We start from the raw sequence: 20,561 nt of genomic DNA, 5'->3' as shown, positions 1-20,561 counted from the left end.
GCAGGGGGGTGGCAGGGGTCGTCGCGCCGGTCACGGCAGGGCCTTGCGGGCCGTGGCGAAGCGCGGGCGGTTGTTGAGGTCGGGGTGGTCGGCCGCGTCGGCCCAGCCCCGTTCCTCGGCGAAGATCCACGGGACCTGGCCGCCCTGGGTGTCGGCGTGCTCGACGACGACGATGCCGCCGGGCCGCAGCAGCCGGTGGGCGGTGCGCTCGATGCCCCGGATGGTGTCGAGTCCGTCCTCGCCGGAGAAGAGCGCCATCTCCGGGTCGTGGTCGCGGGCCTCGGGGGCGACGTACTCCCACTCGGTGAGCGGGATGTACGGCGGGTTGGAGATGACCAGGTCGACCTGTCCGTCGAGTTCGGGCAGCGCGCTCAGGGCGTCGCCCTGGTGGACGGTGACGCGGGAGCCCTCGGCGTTCTTGCGGGTCCACCGCAGGGCGTCCTCGGACAGCTCGACCGCGTGCACGCGCGAGCGCGGCACCTCCTGCGCCATGGCCAGCGCGATGGCGCCGGATCCGGTGCACAGGTCGACGATCAGCGGCTCGACGACGTCCATGGCCCGGACGGCGTGTATGGCCCAGTCGACGACCGACTCGGTCTCGGGCCGGGGCACGAAGACCCCGGGTCCGACCTGGAGCTCCAGGTAGCGGAAGAAGGCGCGCCCGGTGATGTGCTGGAGCGGCTCGCGCGCCTCGCGGCGGGCGACGGCCTCCCAGTAGCGGGCGTCGAAGTCCGCGTCCTTGACGTGGTGCAGTTCCCCCCGCTTGACGCCGTGCACGAAGGCGGCGAGCTCCTCCGCGTCGAAGCGCGGTGAGGGCACGCCGGCGGCGGCCAGCCGCTGGGTGGCCTGGGCCACCTCGGCAAGCAGCAAGTTCACGCTGGTCCTCCGGGCTGCTGTCGTACGGGGGGTGGTGCGGTGTGCGGTCAGTTCGCGGCGGCGAGCTTGGCGGCGGAGTCCGTGTCCACGCAGGCCTGGATGACCGCGTCGAGGTCGCCGTCGAGCACCTGGTCCAAGTTGTACGCCTTGAAACCGGTGCGGTGGTCCGAGATCCGGTTTTCCGGGAAGTTGTACGTACGGATCTTCTCGGACCGGTCCACGGAGCGGACCTGGCTGCGGCGCACGTCCGAGGCCTCCTGCTCGGCGGCCTCCTGGGCGGCGGCCAGCAGGCGGGAGCGCAGGATGCGCATGGCCTGCTCCTTGTTCTGGAGCTGGCTCTTCTCGTTCTGACAGGAGGCGACCACACCGGTGGGGATGTGCGTGATGCGCACGGCCGAGTCGGTGGTGTTGACGGACTGGCCGCCGGGGCCGGAGGAGCGGTACACGTCGATGCGGAGGTCGTTCGCGTTGATCTCGACCTCGACCTCCTCGGCTTCCGGGGTGACGAGCACGCCGGCGGCGGAGGTGTGGATGCGGCCCTGGGACTCGGTGGCCGGGACGCGCTGGACGCGGTGCACGCCGCCCTCGTACTTCAGGCGGGCCCACACGCCCTGGCCGGGCTCGGTGGCGCCGTTGCCGCCCTTGGTGCGGACGGAGACCTGGACGTCCTTGTAGCCGCCGAGCTCGGACTCGGTGGCGTCGATGATCTCGGTCTTCCAGCCCACGCGCTCGGCGTAGCGCAGGTACATGCGCAGCAGGTCGCCGGCGAACAGGGCGGACTCGTCGCCGCCCGCGCCCGCCTTGACCTCCAGGAGCACGTCCTTGTCGTCGCTGGGGTCGCGCGGGACGAGCAGCAGGCGGAGCTTCTCGGTGAGCTCCTCGCGCGTCTGCGTCAGCTCCTTGACCTCGGCGGCGAAGTCCGGGTCGTCGGCCGCGAGCTCCTTCGCCGTCTCGATGTCGTCGCCCGTCTGCTTCCAGGCACGGAAGGTCGCGATGATCGGGGTCAGCTCCGCGTAGCGCTTGTTCAGCTTGCGCGCGTTGGCCTGATCGGAGTGGACCGAAGGGTCGGCGAGCTGCTTTTCGAGGTCGGCGTGTTCGCCGACCAGTTCCTCGACCGCCTCGAACATCGGGGGGCTCCTGTGGTGAAAGTGCGGGGGGACTGCACGGGGTGACGGGCGATACGACGACAAAGGCGCCGGTCCGGCCGCCCCCGAGTGGACAGGGGGCGGCCGGAGACCGGCGCCTGGGTCGCGCTACTTCTTGGCCGCGCCCTTGCCGAAGCGCGCCTCGAAGCGGGCCACGCGGCCACCGGTGTCGAGGATCTTCTGCTTGCCCGTGTAGAACGGGTGGCACTCGGAGCAGACCTCGGCACGGATGGTGCCCTCGGTCAGGGTGCTACGGGTCGTGAACGACGCGCCGCAGGTGCAGCTGACCGCGGTCTCGACGTACTCGGGGTGAACATCGCGCTTCAAGGTGTCTCCTAGATTCGGGAGGGCGCCGGGTCGCAGGAGCCGAATTGCTACGTGCGTGAACCGGGGCCGACAGACCAGTCTGCCAGGACCGGGCCGCCTGTCAAAATTCTGAGGACGCCTGCTTCAACGGGAAGGGGTCCCCGACTATTCCGCGGTCCGTTCCGGATCCGTTCCAGGTCCCTTCCAGGTCCCTTCCAGGTCCCTGACCGGTGCCTTCCGGGTCCGTTCCGCCGGGTGCGCCTACTGGACGACGGTTCCGGCCGCGCTCTTGTCGCCGGTGGAGTCCACGGTGGCCTCGGCGGGGATGGGCCGGTCGGCCAGCAGGGCGTCCCAGACCATCCTGGACTCCTTCTGCAGCGGGGTGACGCGGTTCGCGTCGAGCGGGTCCGTGGTGACGGGCAGGGTGATCATCTGCATGTCCTGGGCGTCGATGCCCTGGAGGCTCTGGGCGAAGCCGGCGAGGGACTTCACGTCGCCGAGCGCCTTGTCGGTGGTGAGCGCCTTGGTGCCGGCGTCGGCGAGGTCGAAGAGCTTCTTGGGGTTGTCGAACACGCCGACGCCCTTGACCTGCTTGATGAGCGCCTTGATGAAGGCCTGCTGCAGCTGTATTCGGCCGAGGTCGCCGCCGTCGCCGACGCCGTGGCGGGTGCGGACCAGGCCGAGGGCCTGCTCTCCGTCGAGCTGGTTGGGGCCGGCGGGGAGGTCGAGGTGGCTGTACTCGTCCTTGATCGGCTTGGTGGTGGTCACCCGGACCCCGCCGAGGGTGTCGATGATCTTCTTGAAGCCGGTGAAGTCGACCTCGACGTAGTGGTCCATGCGGATCCCCGACATCTTCTCGACGGTCTTGACCGCGCAGGCGGCGCCGCCGACGGTGTAGGCCTCGTTGAACTGCCGGCGCTTGCCGCCGGGGTCGCTCCTGCCCTTGCCGGTGGGGCATTCGGGGCGGGAGGTCATGGTGTCGCGGGGTATGGAGACGACACTGGCCTTCTCGTGGCCCTCGTACAGGTGGACGATCATCGCCGTGTCGGAGCGGGCGGAGCCGCCGTCGTCCGCGCCGTACGCGCTGTTGGCGCCGCCGCGGGAGTCTGAGCCGAGGACGAGGATGTCCATGGAGCCGTTGTCGACGTCCGCCGGGCGGTCGGTGCCCAGCGCCTGGTCGATGTCGACGGTCTTGAGGTTGCCGTTGAGCTTGAAGTAGAAGTAGCCCAGGCCCGCCCCGCCCAGCAGGACCACCGCGGCGGCGCTCCACGCGGCGGCGGCGAGGGCCCGGCGGCGTGCCGTCGGTTTGCGCCGGCGGCGGCCCGCGGCGCGCCGGCCGCGGCTCCTGCTGTCCTCGGTCATCCTCAGTCCCCAGTCCTCAGTTCTCTTGTGACACAGACGGGCGAATGACGTGAAGGGTTCCACGGCCGCCGCAACCGCCCGTACGGCTGCCACTGCGTACGAACCGGGGTAAAACGCTGCGTAGCCCGTTCCTCACCTGCGGTTTCGGCGTGTACGCCGGGGGCCGCGCCTGGGGTGTGGGTGTGGCGAAGCTCGCAGGAGGCCAGGCCCCGTACGCGGTCCCGCCGGTGTTCCAGGGGCCGCCGCCGGGGCCGGGAGAACGCGCGGCAGCCCCCGCCGCGGGTGTGCGGCGGGGGCTGCTGCGGGTGACGCGTCACGTCCGGGTCCGGCGCGGAACGCCGGACGGCCGGTCTCAGTCGTCGTTCTTGCCCGACGGGGTCGTCTTCGCGATCTGCATCAGGAACTCGGCGTTCGACTTCGTCTGCTTCATCTTGTCGAGGAGCAGTTCGATCGCCTGCTGCGAGTCGAGCGCGTGCAGCACCCGGCGCAGCTTCCAGACGATGGCGAGCTCTTCCGCGTTGAGGAGGATCTCCTCCTTGCGGGTGCCCGACGGGTCGACGTCGACGGCCGGGAAGATGCGCTTGTCGGCGAGCTTACGGTCGAGCTTGAGCTCCATGTTGCCGGTGCCCTTGAACTCCTCGAAGATCACCTCGTCCATGCGCGAGCCGGTGTCGACGAGCGCGGTGGCCAGGATGGTCAGCGAGCCGCCGTCCTCGATGTTGCGCGCGGCACCGAAGAAGCGCTTCGGCGGGTACAGCGCGGTCGAGTCGACACCACCGGACAGGATGCGGCCGGAGGCGGGCGCCGCGAGGTTGTACGCGCGGCCCAGACGGGTGATGGAGTCCAGCAGGACGACCACGTCGTGGCCGAGCTCGACGAGGCGCTTGGCACGCTCGATGGCCAGCTCGGCGACGGTGGTGTGGTCCTCGGCCGGCCGGTCGAAGGTCGAGGAGATGACCTCGCCCTTGACCGACCGCTGCATGTCGGTGACCTCTTCCGGACGCTCGTCGACCAGGACGACCATCAGGTGGCACTCGGGGTTGTTGGTGGTGATCGCGTTGGCGATCGCCTGCATGATCATGGTCTTGCCGGTCTTCGGCGGGGCCACGATCAGGCCTCGCTGGCCCTTGCCGATCGGCGACACGAGGTCGATGATGCGGGTGGTCAGCACGCCCGGGTCGGTCTCCAGGCGCAGCCGGTCCTGCGGGTACAGCGGCGTCAGCTTCTGGAACTCCGGTCGGCCGCGGCCGGATTCGGGCGCCATGCCGTTCACCGAGTCGAGGCGCACCAGGGCGTTGAACTTCTCGCGGCGCTCGCCGTCCTTGGGCTGGCGCACGGCACCCGTGGTGTGGTCGCCCTTGCGCAGCCCCGCCTTGCGGACCTGGGCGAGGGAGACGTACACGTCGTTGGGGCCGGGCAGGTAGCCCGAGGTCCGGATGAACGCGTAGTTGTCCAGGATGTCGAGGATGCCCGCGACGGGGATCAGCACGTCGTCGTCGGCGACCTGCGGCTCGTTCGGCGCGAACTCGTCACGGCCACGACGGCCCCGGCGGTCGCGGTAGCGGCCGCGGCGGCCGCGGCGGCCGCCCTCGTCGTCGAAGTCGTCCTGCGGGCCGCCGTCCTGGCGACCCTGCTGGCCCTGGCCGCGGCCGCCCTGCTGCTGGCGGTCCTGGCGGTCGGCACGGTCGGCACGGTCCTGCCGGCCCCCGCCCTGACCGCCCTGCGCGGGCTGGCCCTGACCCTGGCCGCCCTGGCCCTGGTCGTCACCCTTGGCGCCGCGCTCACGGCGGTCGCGCTGGCGGTCGCCGCGCTCCCGGCGGTCACGGCGGCCGCGGCCCTCGCCGTCCTGGCCCTGGGCCTGGCCGGCGGAGACCGCCGTGGCGGCCTCGGCCTTGGTCTCGGCGGGCGCGGTGGCGGTGGCCGTGTCGGTCTTCTGCTCGACCTGTACGGAGACGGGGGCCGAGCCCTCCGGGCTGCCGGAGGGGGCCGTGGCGCGACGGCGGCGGCGCTCGCCGGCCGGCGCGTCGTCGCTGGCGGGCTGACCGGGGATCTCGATCTGCGCCGGCGCGGCGGTCGGCTTCTCGGCGGGCTTCTCGGCGAGGGCCGGGGCCTCCGCCGGTGCGGCGTCGGCGGCAGCCGTACGGGCCTTGCCGGCGGCGCGGCGCTTCGGCTTGGCCTCGGCGGTGTCCGCGGCGGTGGCGGCGGCCTTGGGGGCACCGCTGCCGGCCTGCGCCTCCTTGATGACCTCGATCAGCTGGCTCTTGCGCATCCGCGCGGTGCCCCTGATGCCGAGGCCCGACGCGACCTGCTGCAGCTCGGCGAGGACCATGCCGTCAAGGCCGGTGCCGGTGCGTCGCCGCCGTCCGGCGGGGGCGGCCGCGGCGCCCGCGGCGGGGGCACTGGCGTCGACAGAGGTGTCGGCAGCGCCCATCAGATCGGTGGTGTCGCTCACGAAGGGTCCTTCCCTGGAGCGGACGTCGGCCTGTCTGGCTCGGCGACCGGTTGTGCTGTCCGACGACGGTCCTTGGTGTGGACCGTGCCGGGGCGGTGGTCCGCCGATAGAGATACGGCGGAGAGAAACGTGCGTGGGTTCCGGCGAGAAGCCCCCGAGCTGGAAAGCGTGGGAAAATCACGCCGATTCCGGAGCGTGCTCGAAACTGCTGGAGTGATCAAAGCAGTCGGGGAGGCTCCCGGAAGAAATGTGGTCCCGGATGGGGACACTGAGCACCGAGCCATGGCGGCTTCCGATGCGCACTTGAGACTAACACTACCGGATCCAATAGATATTCCCCCTCTCAATCACCGGCAATCGCGCTCTTCCGCGCGGGCGGCCTGCCCTGGCCGCCCGCCCCTGGCCGGCTGGTCCCGTCACCCGACGGGACTAACCGCCCTGGGTGCCCAGCGGAAGAACGCTCGCGCCCGCGGCGTCGAGTGCGAGCCGGTTCGCGGCCCACCCCTCGCCCGCGAGCTGCGCGACCTTGTCGGCCGCGTCGTTGTCGACCAGCGCGAGGACCGTGGGGCCCGCGCCGGAGATGACCGCGGGGATGCCGTCCGCCCGCAGCCGGTTGACGAGTGCCACGCTCTCGGGCATCGCCGGGGACCGGTACTCCTGGTGGAGCCGGTCTTCGGTGGCCGGCAGCAGCAGCTCGGGACGCCTGGTCAGGGCTTCCACGAGCAGGCCCGCGCGGCCCGCGTTGACGGCCGCGTCCACGTGCGGGACGTTGCGCGGCAGCAGGCCGCGCGCCGTCTCGGTCAGGACCGGCCGGGAAGGTACGAAGACCACCGGAACGATGGACTCGGCGGGCTCCATCCGGATCGCCCGGGCGCTGCCGCCCTCCATCCACGCCAGGGTGAACCCGCCGAGGAGGCACGCCGCGACGTTGTCGGGGTGGCCCTCGATCTCGGTGGCGAGCTCCAGGAGCGCGGCGTCGTCGAGCTTCGCCTCGCCGCCTATGGTGACGGCGCGGGCGGCGACGATGCCGGCGCAGATGGCGGCCGAGGAGGAGCCCAGCCCGCGGCCGTGCGGGATGCGGTTGGCGCAGACGACCTCCAGGCCGCGCGGCTGGCCGCCCAGCAGGTCGAAGGCCGTGCGCATGGAGCGTACGAGCAGGTGGCTCTCGTCCCGCGGGAGGGTGTCGGCGCCCTCGCCCGCGATGTCGATGTTCAGGCCGGAGTCGGCCACCCGGACGACGACGTCGTCGTAGAGCCCCAGGGCCAGGCCCAGGGCGTCGAAGCCGGGGCCGAGATTGGCACTGCTGGCGGGGACGCGCACCCGTACGGCGGCGGCGCGGAACGCTGGACCGGCCATCGTCCGATGACACTCCTTGTGACTGTGCGAGGACTTCGCTCTTCGCTGGCTCGCTGCGAATGTACTGGAGAACGTACGACACCCGAAGGCCCTCGGGGCAGCACCGCAGTCATATGCGCGGTGGCGGATGTAAGTACAGCCTATCGAAGGAAGGTTCTCTCGCGACATAGGGCGCACAGGAGGCGCACGATGCGTGTCGCGGATTCGACCGGGTTGGACCCGCTTCGACCGTACTCGTGCCGTCGTACGAGGTGGGTTGCCGGGCCCGCCATGGCCCCGAAAGCGCCCGCCAGGACACTCCGGGGGCCTGCGGACCCGGCATTCGCCCGGTCGTACGTCAGACCAGGCCGAGGCGCACGGCGGCGGCTTCGGCGTCCACCGGAACGGTGACGGGCTGCGGAGCGCCGGCGACCGCCCAGTCGGGGTCCTTCAGGCCGTTGCCCGTGACGGTGCAGACGATCCGCTGGCCCGGGTCCACCAGGCCCAGCTCGGCGGCCTTGAGCAGGCCGGCCACGGACGCGGCCGAGGCGGGCTCGACGAAGACGCCTTCCTGGGCCGCCAACAGCCGGTAGGCGGCCAGGATCTGGCGGTCCGTCACCTCGTCGATGAAACCGCCCGACTCGTCACGCGCGGCCAGCGCGTGGTCCCAGGAGGCCGGGTTGCCGATGCGGATCGCGGTGGCGACGGTGTGCGGCTCCTTGACGACCTCGCCGCGCACGATGGGCGCGGAACCGGACGCCTGGAAACCCCACACACGGGGCGTACGGGAGGCCAGGCCGTCGGCCTTGTACTCCTTGAACCCCTTCCAGTACGCGGTGATGTTGCCCGCGTTGCCCACCGGCAGCACGTGCACGTCCGGGGCGTCGCCGAGCGCGTCCACGATCTCGAATGCGGCCGTCTTCTGGCCCTCGATACGCACCGGGTTGACGGAATTGACCAGCGCCACCGGGTAGTTGTCGGACAGCGCGCGGGCGAGGTCGAGGCAGTCGTCGAAGTTGCCGTCCACCTGCAGGATCTTGGCGCCGTGGACGAGGGCCTGGCCCATCTTGCCCAGCGCGATCTTGCCGCGCGGCACGAGCACCGCGGAGACCATCCCGGCACGCACCGCGTACGCGGCCGCGGAGGCCGAAGTGTTGCCCGTGGAGGCGCAGATGACGGCCTTGGCCCCCTCCTCCTTGGCCTTGGTGATCGCCATGGTCATGCCGCGGTCCTTGAAGGACCCGGTGGGGTTGGCCCCCTCGACCTTCAGGTGCACCTCGCAGCCGGTGCGCTCGGACAGCACCTGCGCGGGAACGAGAGGAGTGCCACCCTCGCGGAGCGTGACCACCGGAGTCGTTTCCGTGACCGGCAGGCGGTCCCGGTACTCCTCGATGATGCCGCGCCACTGGTGGGTGCGATTGCTGCTCATGGGTCCTTACTCCCCTTCAACACGCATGATGCTGGCGACACCGCGCACGGTGTCCAGCTTCCGCAGTGCCTCGACCGTCCCGGAGAGGGCGGCGTCGGCGGCGCGGTGGGTGACGACGACGAGGGAGGCCTCGCCGTCCTTGCCCTGCTGCCGCACGGTGTCGATGGAGACACCGTGCTCCGCGAACGTCGTCGCCACCTGGGCGAGGACGCCCGGCTTGTCCGCCACATCGAGGCTGATGTGGTAGCGGGTGACGACCTCGCCCATGGGGCTGACCGGCAGCTGGGTGTAGGCCGACTCGCCGGGCCCCGTTGCCTCGGCGAGCTTGTTGCGGGCGACGGCGACGAGGTCGCCGAGTACCGCGGACGCGGTCGGGGCACCGCCCGCGCCGGGCCCGTAGAACATGAGCCGCCCGGCGGCCTCCGCCTCGACGAAGACCGCGTTGTACGCCTCACGGACGGAGGCGAGCGGGTGGCTGAGCGGGATCATCGCCGGGTGGACGCGGGCGGTGACCGACTCGCCGTCCGCGGCGCGCTCCAGGATGGCGAGGAGCTTGATGGTGCAGCCCATCCGCTTGGCGGACGCGAAGTCCGCGGCGCTGACCTCGGTCATGCCCTCCCGGTACACGTCGTCCAGGCGGACCCGGGTGTGGAAGGCGATGCCGGCCAGGATCGCGGCCTTGGCGGCCGCGTCGTAGCCCTCGACGTCGGCCGTCGGGTCGGCCTCGGCGTACCCGAGGGCGGTGGCCTCGTCGAGCGCCTCCTGGTAGCCGGCGCCCGTCGAGTCCATCTTGTCGAGGATGAAGTTCGTCGTGCCGTTGACGATGCCCATCACACGGTTGATCTTGTCGCCCGCGAGGGACTCGCGCATCGGCCTGACCAGCGGGATCGCGCCGGCGACGGCGGCCTCGTAGTACAGGTCGCGGCCCTGCTGCTCGGCGGCGGCGTGCAGCGCGGCGCCGTCCTGGGCGAGCAGCGCCTTGTTCGCGGAGACCACCGAGATGCCGTGCTCGAAGGCGGTGGTGATCAGGGTGCGGGCCGGCTCGATGCCGCCGATGACCTCGATGGCGATGTCGATGTCGCCCCGTTTGAGCAGGGCCGTGGCGTCGGTGGTGATCAGGGCCGGGTCGACGCCCTCACGGACCTTGGAGGGGCGGCGCACGGCCACGCCGGCCAGCTCTACGGGCGCGCCGATCCTCTGCGTGAGGTCGTCGGCGTGCGTCGTCATGATGCGAGCCACCTCTGAGCCGACCACTCCACAGCCCAGCAGCGCCACCTTCAGCGGACGCGTACGCATCATTCGACCTACGCCTTTCGATCTTCTGTCAATACCCCGCGCACGGTTTTGCGCGCGGGGTGTGAACCAGTCTCACTCAATGGACAGCACTTTCCATCCTCGGTCCATTTCGTGAGACGCCTATTTCATCATCCGAGGTCGAGTCGCAGGAGATCTTCCTCCGTCTCGCGGCGAACGATCACCCGGGCCTGTCCGTCACGCACGGCGACGACGGGCGGGCGGAGCGCGTGGTTGTAGTTGCTGGCCATGGACCGGCAGTACGCGCCGGTGGCGGGCACGGCGAGGAGGTCGCCGGGCGCCAGGTCGGCCGGCAGGAACGCGTCCTTCACGACGATGTCACCGCTCTCGCAGTGCTTTCCGACGACGCGCACGAGCATGGGCTCGGCGTCGGAGGTACGGGAGACGAGCGAGATGGAGTACTCGGCGTCGTAGAGGGCCGTACGGATGTTGTCGGACATCCCGCCGTCGACGCTCACGTACGTACGCAGCCCCTCCAGCGGCTTGATGGTCCCCACCTCGTACAGGGTGAACGCGGTCGGGCCGACGATGGCGCGGCCGGGCTCCACGGAGATCCGGGGGGCGCGCAGTCCGGCGCTCTCGCACTCGCGGGCCACGATCTCGGTGAGCGCCTTGGCGATCTCGTGGGGCTCGCGGGGGTCGTCGTTCGAGGTGTAGGCGATGCCGAGGCCGCCGCCGAGGTCGATCTCGGGCAGTTCGACGCCGTGCTCGTCGCGGACGGCGGCGAGCAGCCGCACGACGCGCTTGGCGGAGACCTCGAAGCCGGCCATGTCGAAGATCTGCGAGCCGATGTGCGAGTGGACGCCCAGCAGCTCCAGCGAGTCGTGGCCGAGTGCGCGGCGCACGGCCTCGGCGGCGGACCCGTCCGCGACGGCGATGCCGAACTTCTGGTCCTCGTGCGCGGTGGCGATGAACTCGTGCGTGTGCGCCTCGACGCCGACGGTCACGCGGATCTGCACGGGCTGGCGTACACCCAGCTCGCGGGCGATGTGCGCGACGCGGGCGATCTCCTGGAAGGAGTCCAGGACGATCCGTCCGACCCCGGCCCCGACGGCCCGGCGGATCTCGCTCTCGGACTTGTTGTTGCCGTGGAAGGCGATCCGCCCGGCCGGCATCCCGGCGGCGAGGGCGGTGGACAGCTCCCCGCCGGAGCACACGTCGACGTTGAGCCCCTCCTCCTTCAGCCACTTCACGACGGCCTTGGAGAGGAACGCCTTGCCGGCGTAGAAGACGTCGGCGTCGGGGCCGAAGGCGTGGGCCCAGGCGCGGCAGCGGGAGCGGAAGTCCTCCTCGTCGAGGAAGTAGGCGGGGGTCCCGAACTCCTCGGCGAGCCGGGTGACTTCGATACCGCCGACGGAGACGACGCCGTCGTCCCCGCGCCGGACGGTGCGGGACCAGACCTTCTCGTCGAGCGCGTTGAGGTCGGCGGGCGGCGGGGAGTAGTGCCCTTCGGGCAGGACGTCGGCGTGGCGGGGGCCGGCGGGGTGCGCGGAGCGGCTCATCGGTATCTCTCTTCGCGGGTCATAGGCGTTCGGGTGCGTCCATGCCGAGCAGGGCCAGGCCGCCGGCCAGCACCGTCCCGGCGGCGTCGGCGAGTGCCAGCCGGGCGCGGTGGGCGGCCGAGGGTTTCTCGTCCCCCTGGGGCACTACGCGGTGGTGGAAGTCGAGCAGCGCGTCGGCCAGCTCGACGAGGTTCCGTACGAGCCGCTCGGGCGCACGGTGGTACGCGGCGGCCTCAAGGACGAGGGGGTGGTCGGCGAGGAGGCGCAGCAGGGCGGCGGCTTCGTCGACGTCGTCGACGTCGCCGGGCTCCTGGTGGAAGCCGAGCCGGCCGGCGTTGCGTTCCAGGGCGCGGCTGCGGGCGTGGGCGTACCGGACGCGGAAGAACTCGTTCGCCTCACCCTGGTGCAGCAGCAGGTCGGAGAAGGCGGGGGTCTCCCGGGCGGGCACGGCGAGCATCGCCCAGGAGGCGGCGTCGGCGCCGTAGCGGGCGACGACGTCGCCGTCGCGCCGGGCGACGGGGGCCACGGCCAGGGTGTCGGGCAGGTCGCGCTCGGTGCCGCCCTCGGCGGCCACGAGCCGCAGGACGCTGCGCCGTACGACCCGCTCGCGCAGCCCGAGCCCGCTCTCGTCGGCGGGCAGGACATGGGCCGCGCCGCCGCGGACGTCCCGGATGGCGATGTCGCGGACGATCGCTTCGATGATGACCGCGGGCGCGGAGGGGGCGGGCAGCACGAAGTTGAGGAAGCCGGCTCCGGTGACCTCGACGCGCTCGATGCCCGGCTCGGCGCCGAGCCGGCGGGCCAGTACGCCGGCCACGTCACGCGGCGCGCACCGGGCGGCCTTGGCGACCTGGAAGGCGACGGGGGTGGCGTAGTCCCCGACCCCGCCGGGCCGGGTCCGCTCGACGACGACCCGCGCGGGCGCGGCCGCCTCCGGGGCGAGCTCCCCGTCGTCGACGGCGCAGCGCACGGCGCGTACGACGCAACGGGAGAGGTCGGCGGGGATCACGGGACCCAGCCTAGGGGAGACGCCCGGTCATCCCACGAAGAGTTTCGCCATGTGAACAGCGGGCGCCCGCATCAGGGCGCGGCGGGCGCGGGCGGGAGGGAGGGAGGCGAGCCGTAAGGGAAACGCCGCACGGCGGCGACCCGGGCCCGATCGGCATGTCAGATGAGCGGGGGTGTGGTTGTTCAGCCCCGTCCCCTCCCGGCGGGAGCTCCTTTCCTCCCGTCGCGCCGGTCCTTGCGCTCGGCGAGCCGACGTACGACGCGTACGAGCTCGGTGGGCTCGAAGGGCTTGGCGAGGAAGGCGTCGACCCCGGCCGCGATCCCGGCCTCGACCTCCTGCTGCGAACAGGCGCTGACGATGGCGACCGGCAGATCGCGCGTCCGCGGATCGGCCCGCAGCTGCGCGGCGGCCCCGAACCCGTCCAGCCTGGGCATGACCACATCAAGGGTGATCACGTCAGGGCACACCCGGTGCACCATGTCCAGCGCCTCGGCACCATCGCTCGCGGTCACGACCTCGAAGCCCTCCAGTTCGAGGTTGACCCTGATCAGCTGCCGGATGACCTTGTTGTCGTCGACAACGAGGACCCGGCCCGAGACGCCTGGCACAACTTGAGAGTAGGTCCGCCCGGGCCCCCGCGTCCGGGTTTTTGCCACTTCCACCCCGTGCGGGCGACCTACTCCCCCGTCCCCCACAAAACGGTTCCTGATCACCCCGCGGAAGCTGGTAGTGTTCAACCCGTCGCCGCACCACAAGCGACACGCCCCCGTAGCTCAGGGGATAGAGCAACGGCCTCCGGAGCCGTGTGCGCAGGTTCGAATCCTGCCGGGGGCACTCCAGCAGAGACAGCGCGGTAACGCCGCTGACCAGCTGAAGTGCCAAGCATGAAGGCCCGAACTCAGTACCACTGAGTCCGGGCCTTTGTCGTTGTTACGCACTGGTCCCGTGTGAGGAGCGTGTGGGCCACACGTCAGTCGGACGCCTCCCTGATCACCCGTCGCGCCCGCTCGTAGTACTGCTCACGCGTCCCGTCCAGCCCCGCGGCATCCGGTCGCGTCGTGAGATTCGACAACGCCTCAGCTGTGCCTTCCGCCCACCCGCCGTAGGACTCGAAGACGGCATTGGCTCGCCGCCGGAGCTCCAGGTCCGGCATGACCTCGATGACGGGCAAGGCGTCGTCATGGTGCCGGCGGACGATGGCGGAGCACTCGTCGTACAGGAGCGTGGCGGCCAGAGTGTCGGCCGCCTCCGTGGCCTCGCCGATCTTCGCCCGGAAGTCCTGGAGCATCTTCGAGATGGTCGTAGAGGTGGCGATCACCTGTTCCCGAATGCGCTGCTCGTGCGACAGCCTGGCCTCGTGCTCGCGCTTGGCCGCCTCCTGGATGTCGGCGTGCTCCTGCCTCCTCCTCTCGGTCCGTCCCGTGAAGTAGTGGGTGATCCAGGCCGCGGCGGCCGAGCTGATGAGCACAGCTCCGGCGGAGATGGCCGCCGTGATCATCGACGTCACACGCCGGGCCGGCAGGAGGCGTGCACGGGCCTCCCATTCAGCCTCGGCAAAGGAGCGGGTGAGTTTGGTGGCGGTCGCTCCGAGATGGGAAGGGACGCTGCGGCGGACGATGCGGACGCACTTCAGGTAGGAGACACGGTCGGCGTCCACGACCGGACGGACAAGCGCCGTCGCGTGGGCGAACTGGCGGATCGCGTGGTGGACCGCGAGGTAGGCCCACAGTTCCTGTCGGACGTCTTCCGGTGTGCGCGACCACCTCGGCCATCCAACTGGGTGCCGTCCAAGGCGAGGAGCCGCAGATCTCGCCTCCATGCGCCTGGCGTGTCCCTGGTGGCGAGCGGGCCGGCCACCTGGCGGAACACGGTCTGTAGCACGTCCTCCCCGAGCCGCGCGCGAGCCCGACACAACGACGACCGGTTCACCGGGAAAGGGCCCGGCTGCCCGGGATACCGCTGGTCAGCACTCGCAGCACCTCCTCGTACGACTCCCGGGCGAACAGACACAGGGCCAGGACGAAGTACACGACCAGCCGAGCCGGCAGGAGACGACGGCGCCGCTAGGCTCGGTCGTGCTTGGATATTGCCGCGTCCACCAGCTCGGCGGTGAACACCTTCGTCAGGATCCCGATCCGCACCCGCTGGCCCGCACCCCACCCCGTCACACGCGGGGCAACGATCTCCTCAGCTCAAAAGCAACTGCATAGGGCTTCGCCCAGCCCCGGTCCGGCGTTCACGCCGGTCAGCGCCGCTTGCGTTTCCCGCCCGCGCGCTTGGCGGGCTTCTTCCTGCCCGGGGAGCGGGTCGTACCCCTGGTCTCGAAGGCCCGCCAGGCATGACGGGCCTGGTCGGCGGTGGCGCGGTCGGGGTGGTGTGAGAGCTGCTGCGCCAGGAAGGCGGACGTGTACGGGTCCGCCGCCGTGAGGGCGGTGACCAGGGCCGGGCCGCCGCCGGGCCAGGCTGCCGCGGCCTTGTCGAAGGCGGCGTGGACCTCGGCGACCAGTTCGGGCTCCTCCTCGTTCCGAGCCGCCGTCATGCGGTGGTCGAGGGATGCGGCGCTCCGTACGGCTTCGAGCGCGTCGAGCAGGTACACCGCGCGGGCCGACAGCGGAACGGCTGAGGGGTCGGGCGCCTGGCCGCTTGCGTGCAGGGTGTGTTCGGCCCAGCCGCCCAGGACCGGGTCGGCCAGCAGCGCGTACAGGGCCTCGTCGGGCACGGCCGTCGCGTCGAGGGCGGCGAGCAGCGCCCGCCGCCTCGCGGGTTCGGCCTCGGGGCAGGCGGCGGAGATCGCCGCGAACAGAGGGGTCCATCCGTCGGTGCCCTGCGCGGCCAGCCAGTCGCCGACGGCCTGCCGGGCGGCCCGCTTCGGCCACCACTGGGCTGCCGCGACGAGCCGTTCCGCGTCCCAGGCGAGCACCTGCTCCCGAGTGGGGAAGACATCGGCGGCTTCGCCTTCGAGGCCCACGAGGAGGGTGTCCCGCAGCAGGGCGGAGCCGAGAGGGGTGAGGCTGACGGCGTCTCCGGTACGCTCGGTGACACCCAGGGCGGCCAGGCGGTCCATCAGGCGCACGAGGCGGGCGGCGGACGGGGTCAGGTCCGTACGGTCGGACTCGGTGAGTGCCGGGATTCCCAGGATCGTGGACAGGGCTTGGGGGTCAGGCAGTTCGTAGTCTCCGGTGGCCGGGACGGACGCGTCGGGGTCGCTCTCATGGCCCGGCGGCACGAACCACATGTCGTTCAGGGCAGCCACACGGGCCACGGACTGCGTCATCCCCGCTTGCTCGCACAGGAGGTAGAGGGTGAGCAGGTGCTCACCCTCGTACTCCTCCGCGGTCTCCTCCTCCTCGGCCGGCTGTGTCAGCAGGACGCCGAGCAGGTTCAGGGCCAGTCCGGTCAGCTCGGCGGGGCCACCCTCACGCCAGGCCTCAGCCGATGGCCCCGCGCTCATCGCGCCGCCCTGCTCCCGCACCAGGAAGCCGCTCGCCAGCGCCAGTTCGCGCGTTCGCTCGTCCGCGCCCTGCGGGTCGGCGGCGGCTCGCGCCAGGAGCTGGGGCAGCGGCGCGGAACGCAGCATCGCGGCCTGCTCCTCGGGGGAGTCCGGCAACGGGGTCGGGGGCAGCGGCGCGAAGGCGTCGCCGTACATCTCCAGGTGCTGGCCGGCCATGGCCTCGACAAGGGCGAGGAGAGGGGTGGGAGCGCTGCCGCCGCCCGGCGCCAGGTGCGCGAAGGGTCCGCGCAGCAGGGTGTCGAGCCCGACTGCCGTCCAGCGATCCGCGAGCACCGCCGCCTGCGCCTCGTGCCGGTCGTCCCTCTCGTCGTCCGGCTTGCCTGCCGGGGCATCGGCGACCAACAGGCCCTCGCCGGGGCGGGGCCGCACCCGCTCGGCGAGCGCCACGGCCTCCAGCCGTGCGGCAAGCAGCGGACGGGCCTGCCGGGAGCGCTCCGCACACAGCGCCTCCGCGTATGCCGCTTCGGCGAGCGGTCTTTCCGGAGAGGAGGAGGCGAAGCCGAGCGCGGCGTTCCGCTCGGCCTGCGGGCGCTCGGCGAACGCCTCCAGCCAGTCGCGCACAGCCCGGGGATCGGTGGCGTCCACGCCCGTGGCGCGCAGCAGGTTTCCGTACAGCCGCGGCCAGGTGAGGCGGCGAGGGCTCGTCATCGCCTGGGTGAAGCCCTCGGCCAGCTCGTGCACCCGCGTCACGAGCTTCGCCTGCCGCTTGGCGTTGAGGCGGCCGGCCTCGTGTGTGTGGTCGATCAGGGCGATCAGCGCGGCCACGAAGCCCGGCAGCTCTTCCTCGGTGGCGCTGACGTAGAGCGGGAGCAGGATGTGCAGCAGTTCCTCGGCCAGCTCCTCGGTGGGCTCGGGCAAGCCGGTCCGGCGGCGTGCTTCGCCCAACGCGAGCAGACCGAGGACGGCCTCGGCCGCCCGCGCGTCCAGCGGGGCGCCTCGCTCTTCGGCCCGGGCGAGGAACGAGTCCAGATCAAGGAGAAGTGGCGTGGCGGTGTTCATCCCGGCAGCCTAGCGACGCGGCACGGCTGCCCGTTCCCATCGGCGACAGTGGTGGGAGCGCCAGTCGGCCCTTGGGTGCGGGGAGCAGCAGCCCGCGCTCCCGCAGTCGGGTGAGTGTGTGTTCCGCCCGCTGCCGCTGCTTCCCCGGCTCGAACCAGGACAGCACGTCCCGCTCAGGCACCAATCGCTCCGCGGGTTCCACCAGGGGAATGGGCTTCCGCTGTTGCCAGGGATACCGGGGCCCGTCCTCGACCTCGCCACCGGCTACGGGGCCGTGCCGCTCCAGGGCAAGGGCGGCGATGGAAGCGAGCAATTCCAGTTCTCCGGCGGTGCCCGCCGTCAGCCCCCTGCCCACCGACTTGTCGGTGAGCAGGTGTTCGGCGAGCTCGCGGAGGGTGGTGATCCGTCGGTACCCGGCGGCGAGCGGCAGATCCCGCTCCTTCAGCAACGCGGTCAGCCGCTGAGGATCCAGGGACCCGAGCCATTTCACATGGGCGGTACGCGCATTCGCCCGGCCAGGCTAGCGCCGTCCGGTCACCCCGCGGGGGGGGTGAACCGGGCCCGTCACCTCACCGCCGCGCAAGGGGGCTTCGACGTCCGGAAGGTTCTGAGAATGCGGTCGATGTCTCCCGCCACTGGGCACCCGAGCAGATACACCACCATGACCACCCTGGAGGTTTCCCTGGCTACCGCCAGGCACGGACAAGGTCCTCCGGACCCCAATGCGCCGCAAGAGGTAGATCGTCCTCGACACCGCAACGGGACACCGCAACCAGCGCCGTGTCCGGCCCGGCACCGGGCACGGCGAGCATGTCCCGTACCAGGGCGTCGTACTCACGTCGGCCGAACGGCTGCGACTCCAGCCACTTCACCGAGCCGATGAAGTGAACCTGTCCTGCGACGGGTTCGCGGTCGGCTCCGATCAGGTCGATCTCCGGGTTGTTCTGCCGGTTCCACCAGCCCCCGACCGCCTCCGTCTGCGGCCACATCTCGTCGGGCAGCAGCCGCAGCAGCGACTCGCGGACGACCGGCTCGACGGCCCGGCCCCGCCATGTCGTCCACGACCGCTCGATGCGCTCCAGCGCCAGATCACCGCGACCTCGCTCGATGAGCGGGATCCCGCGTTGCAGGAAAGCCAGCCAGAACCGCAGGTACGGATCAGCGATGCGATAGCGCTTGTTCTTGCTGTCCGCCTTGACCGAGAGCGGCAGGTCAGCGGCCAGGACTCGCTTGGCCAGCAGCGTGTTCAGCAGCGGAGACAGCGTGCCCGAGGGCAGCGCGCCGGCACCACCGGCTTGTGCGGCAATGGTGGAGAAGGTCCGCTCGCCACTGCCAACCGCTTCCAGGATTGCCCGCGAGTGGGAGGCCTCGGGAAACTCCCCCAGTAGCGACAGTTCGCCCGCCACCAACAGCGGGGCAAGCGGGTTGGACACAGCCTCGCGCAGAAAGTCTCGGCGGTCCATCCCCGGCCGCCAGGACTGAACGATCTCCGGGAACCCTCCGGTGATCAGCAGCGCGTCCACCGCTTCCGCCGCGTCAAGGCCGGTCATCGCCTGCACATCGGCCAGATGCAGCGGCTGTACGGTCATCTTGGCCGCCCGGCCGAAGAACGGGCGGCCATAGGACTGCAGCGCCTCCATGACCGACATGTCACTGCCGACCAGGATCAACAGGACGGGCTTGGCGGACAGGTGCCGGTCCCAGACCGTCTGCAGCGCCCCCTCGAACTCACCGTCCTGTTCGACCAGCCACGGCACCTCGTCGACCACCGCAATGCTCGGGGCATCGTCCGGAACCGCGACCGCGAGGGAACGCAGTGCCTGGTTCCAGTCGGCGGCCTGCAGCCCGGCCACCAGTTCGGCCCCGGGAAGAGGTGACTGCGCCAGCGTCGCGGCGAAGTCCGCCCGCTCGGCCACCGCGTTGCGTCCCCGAGTCGCCTGGAAGACCACGTACGGAAGCCCGGAACGGTCGCAGAACTCCTGGACCAGACGAGACTTGCCCACCCGGCGCCGGCCCGTCACGATCACAGCCTGACCGCGCGTGGCGCCCGTACCGCCGACCACCAGGCCCAGCTGCCGAGCCAGCTGATCCAGGTCGGCAGACCTGCCCTTGAACTCCATCAGAGCCCCACCCCTAACCTCCAAAACATAGATTCGATATTACGTAGATCGCATCTTACTTAGACTCTAGCTCGCTTCTACCGTCCTCGTCGGCAGCCCCGCCGAGGCGGAGGGGAGGGCCGCTCGTCGGCGCCTCGACCGCCGGGGCCCACGCGCTTCAGATTCTGCGGCATTCGGCGCATTTCCGAGTCGGTACATGCGTGGGACGGCAAGCCTGACAACTCGTCAGCTAGGTGTCTGACCTGGGCAAACACCTGGAGACGATCCGGCCTCCGGAGCCGTGTGCTCAGGTTCGAATCCTGCCGTGGGCACTCCAGCAAAGACAGCGCGATCACGCCGCTGACCAGCTGAAGTGCCAAGCATGAAGGCCCGAACTCAGTCCCGCTGAGTCCGGGCGTGCGGGCCGAACGCGCCGCCGGGAGTGCGCCGGCGGGGAGCGGCAGCCGCCGCGGAGTGGCGCAGGCCGGGGCGGAAGGGCTCAGGCGGTCGGGCGGCGCGGGGCGCTTGCCGTGCCTGAATCCCGGCCGCTCAGCGCGATGTCCAGGGTCTCCTGGGCGGTGCGCATCGCCTCGGCGTACTTCGGCTCAAGCATGCGCTCCCAGGCGCGGTCCGGGGCGACCTCCTCGACCCGGCTCACCACCCACCAGATGTTGCCGAAGGGATCCCGTACCCGGCCCCCGCGATCCCCCCACGCGCTGTCGGCGATCTCGGTGACCACCTGCGCCCCGTGTGCGACAGCGGCGGCCATGGCGGCGTCCGCGTCCGGGACGTAGACGCGCAGCAGGGAGGGCATCACCGGCCAGTCGGACCGTCGGTCGAAGGCCAGTACCACCGTGTCCCCGACACGGATCTCGCCATGGCCGATGCTGCCGTCCTCGACGGGCACCCGTGCGAGTTCCTCGCCGGCGAACGCGGCGGTGATGAAGTCGAGCAGTGCACCGGTGTCATCGGTGACCACCCACGGTGCAACGCTGGTGTAACCCTCGGGTGCGGTGTGGCTCATTGGTTGCCTCGTCCTCTCGTGGGCTTTTCGCGATGCGACGAACCTAGGACCCAATGAGGACAACTGAGGACCTAGATACGACCCGCCCCAAGTCCCTTTCTCCCTGAATACGGGGCAAACGGACTCGCTCGCCCAGGCTCTCGAAGCCGATCTTCAGGCGGCGTGAGCAGCGAGGGTCGCCGTGGGGCCGGTTCTGCC

At 71.2% G+C, this 20,561-nt stretch carries 16 protein-coding genes, 1 tRNA gene and 1 pseudogene; 1 reads left to right on the top strand and 17 read right to left on the bottom strand.

Translation table 11 applies throughout. The annotated features are described in order from the left end of the window. Positions 1-30 precede the first annotated feature (30 nt). The 11 genes from prmC to BSL84_RS22870 form a co-directional block, all read right to left on the bottom strand. Entirely contained in the window at positions 31-876 is an 846-nt protein-coding gene (gene prmC / locus BSL84_RS22920; protein WP_030030385.1) for a peptide chain release factor N(5)-glutamine methyltransferase, read from the bottom strand. A 47-nt stretch (positions 877-923) separates the two neighbouring features. Further along, entirely contained in the window at positions 924-2,003 is a 1,080-nt protein-coding gene (prfA, locus tag BSL84_RS22915) for a peptide chain release factor 1 (protein ID WP_030030384.1), read from the bottom strand. Between the two features lie 126 nt (positions 2,004-2,129). After that, complete coding sequence (rpmE, locus tag BSL84_RS22910; protein ID WP_030008686.1) at positions 2,130-2,348, bottom strand: 50S ribosomal protein L31; 219 nt, start codon at positions 2,346-2,348, stop codon at positions 2,130-2,132. Between the two features lie 240 nt (positions 2,349-2,588). Next, positions 2,589-3,689, bottom strand: coding sequence for an LCP family protein (locus tag BSL84_RS22905; RefSeq protein ID WP_045322458.1), 1,101 nt, complete (start codon positions 3,687-3,689; stop codon positions 2,589-2,591). 352 nt (positions 3,690-4,041) lie between these two features. Then, positions 4,042-6,141: a transcription termination factor Rho gene (rho, locus tag BSL84_RS22900; protein ID WP_075971026.1), complete on the bottom strand. Its 2,100-nt coding sequence runs from the start codon at positions 6,139-6,141 to the stop codon at positions 4,042-4,044. A gap of 429 nt (positions 6,142-6,570) precedes the next feature. Next, positions 6,571-7,497, bottom strand: coding sequence for a homoserine kinase (gene thrB / locus BSL84_RS22895; RefSeq protein WP_030037042.1), 927 nt, complete (start codon positions 7,495-7,497; stop codon positions 6,571-6,573). Positions 7,498-7,834: 337 nt separating this feature from the next. Then, on the bottom strand, positions 7,835-8,905 hold the full coding sequence (gene thrC, locus BSL84_RS22890) for a threonine synthase (protein WP_030037040.1): 1,071 nt from the start codon (positions 8,903-8,905) through the stop codon (positions 7,835-7,837). A gap of 6 nt (positions 8,906-8,911) precedes the next feature. Continuing rightward, a complete protein-coding gene (locus tag BSL84_RS22885; RefSeq protein WP_045322474.1) occupies positions 8,912-10,201 on the bottom strand; it encodes a homoserine dehydrogenase in 1,290 nt (429 codons plus the stop codon). Positions 10,202-10,329: 128 nt separating this feature from the next. Beyond that, positions 10,330-11,721 carry a diaminopimelate decarboxylase gene (gene lysA / locus BSL84_RS22880; RefSeq protein ID WP_030037036.1) on the bottom strand — a complete coding sequence of 464 codons (1,392 nt, stop codon included), beginning with the start codon at positions 11,719-11,721 and terminating at the stop codon, positions 10,330-10,332. A 19-nt stretch (positions 11,722-11,740) separates the two neighbouring features. Beyond that, a complete protein-coding gene (gene nrtL, locus BSL84_RS22875; protein WP_075971025.1) occupies positions 11,741-12,730 on the bottom strand; it encodes an ArgS-related anticodon-binding protein NrtL in 990 nt (329 codons plus the stop codon). A 182-nt stretch (positions 12,731-12,912) separates the two neighbouring features. Then, a complete protein-coding gene (locus tag BSL84_RS22870; protein ID WP_075971024.1) occupies positions 12,913-13,425 on the bottom strand; it encodes a response regulator in 513 nt (170 codons plus the stop codon). Between the two features lie 67 nt (positions 13,426-13,492). On the opposite strand from BSL84_RS22870, the gene BSL84_RS22865 reads away from it, so the two are divergent. Next, positions 13,493-13,564 (top strand) — tRNA-Arg (locus BSL84_RS22865). A gap of 136 nt (positions 13,565-13,700) precedes the next feature. Here the strand turns inward: BSL84_RS22865 and BSL84_RS22860 are convergent. The 6 genes and pseudogenes from BSL84_RS22860 to BSL84_RS22835 form a co-directional block, all read right to left on the bottom strand. After that, positions 13,701-14,387 (bottom strand): hypothetical protein, encoded by a 687-nt coding sequence (locus tag BSL84_RS22860; RefSeq protein WP_159393548.1) that lies wholly within the window; start codon positions 14,385-14,387, stop codon positions 13,701-13,703. Positions 14,388-14,655: 268 nt separating this feature from the next. Then, positions 14,656-14,781: pseudogene (locus tag BSL84_RS37810) on the bottom strand (transposase domain-containing protein); the annotation flags it as partial. A 194-nt stretch (positions 14,782-14,975) separates the two neighbouring features. Then, positions 14,976-17,240: a hypothetical protein gene (locus BSL84_RS22850; protein ID WP_075971022.1), complete on the bottom strand. Its 2,265-nt coding sequence runs from the start codon at positions 17,238-17,240 to the stop codon at positions 14,976-14,978. Next, positions 17,212-17,688, bottom strand: a complete 477-nt coding sequence (locus BSL84_RS22845) for a hypothetical protein (protein WP_159393546.1) — start codon at positions 17,686-17,688, stop codon at positions 17,212-17,214. The genes BSL84_RS22850 and BSL84_RS22845 overlap by 29 nt, the downstream gene beginning before the upstream one ends. Positions 17,689-17,926: 238 nt before the next feature. Beyond that, the gene (locus BSL84_RS22840; RefSeq protein WP_030037025.1) at positions 17,927-19,360 is read right to left on the bottom strand and encodes an ATP-binding protein; all 1,434 of its coding nucleotides are present in this window, start codon (positions 19,358-19,360) and stop codon (positions 17,927-17,929) included. Positions 19,361-19,838: 478 nt separating this feature from the next. Beyond that, a complete protein-coding gene (locus BSL84_RS22835) occupies positions 19,839-20,363 on the bottom strand; it encodes a VOC family protein (RefSeq protein WP_030033852.1) in 525 nt (174 codons plus the stop codon). Between the last annotated feature and the right edge of the window lie 198 nt (positions 20,364-20,561).

It is taken from the genome of Streptomyces sp. TN58 (genome assembly GCF_001941845.1).
GTDB lineage: Bacteria > Actinomycetota > Actinomycetes > Streptomycetales > Streptomycetaceae > Streptomyces.
Note: the sequence above shows the minus strand (reverse complement) of the source record. Positions and strands in the feature narration are given on the sequence as shown.

Bases quoted from the DNA above. Each gene is read 5' to 3' on its own strand.
- lysA (WP_030037036.1), bottom strand. From the start codon at position 11,721: ATGAGCCGCTCCGCGCACCCCGCCGGCCCCCGCCACGCCGACGTCCTG.
- BSL84_RS22885 (WP_045322474.1), bottom strand. From the start codon at position 10,201: ATGCGTACGCGTCCGCTGAAGGTGGCGCTGCTGGGCTGTGGAGTGGTC.
- BSL84_RS22840 (WP_030037025.1), bottom strand. From the start codon at position 19,360: ATGGAGTTCAAGGGCAGGTCTGCCGACCTGGATCAGCTGGCTCGGCAG.
- thrC (WP_030037040.1), bottom strand. From the start codon at position 8,905: ATGAGCAGCAATCGCACCCACCAGTGGCGCGGCATCATCGAGGAGTAC.
- BSL84_RS22835 (WP_030033852.1), bottom strand. From the start codon at position 20,363: ATGAGCCACACCGCACCCGAGGGTTACACCAGCGTTGCACCGTGGGTG.
- thrB (WP_030037042.1), bottom strand. From the start codon at position 7,497: ATGGCCGGTCCAGCGTTCCGCGCCGCCGCCGTACGGGTGCGCGTCCCC.
- prfA (WP_030030384.1), bottom strand. From the start codon at position 2,003: ATGTTCGAGGCGGTCGAGGAACTGGTCGGCGAACACGCCGACCTCGAA.
- BSL84_RS22850 (WP_075971022.1), bottom strand. From the start codon at position 17,240: ATGAACACCGCCACGCCACTTCTCCTTGATCTGGACTCGTTCCTCGCC.
- BSL84_RS22905 (WP_045322458.1), bottom strand. From the start codon at position 3,689: ATGACCGAGGACAGCAGGAGCCGCGGCCGGCGCGCCGCGGGCCGCCGC.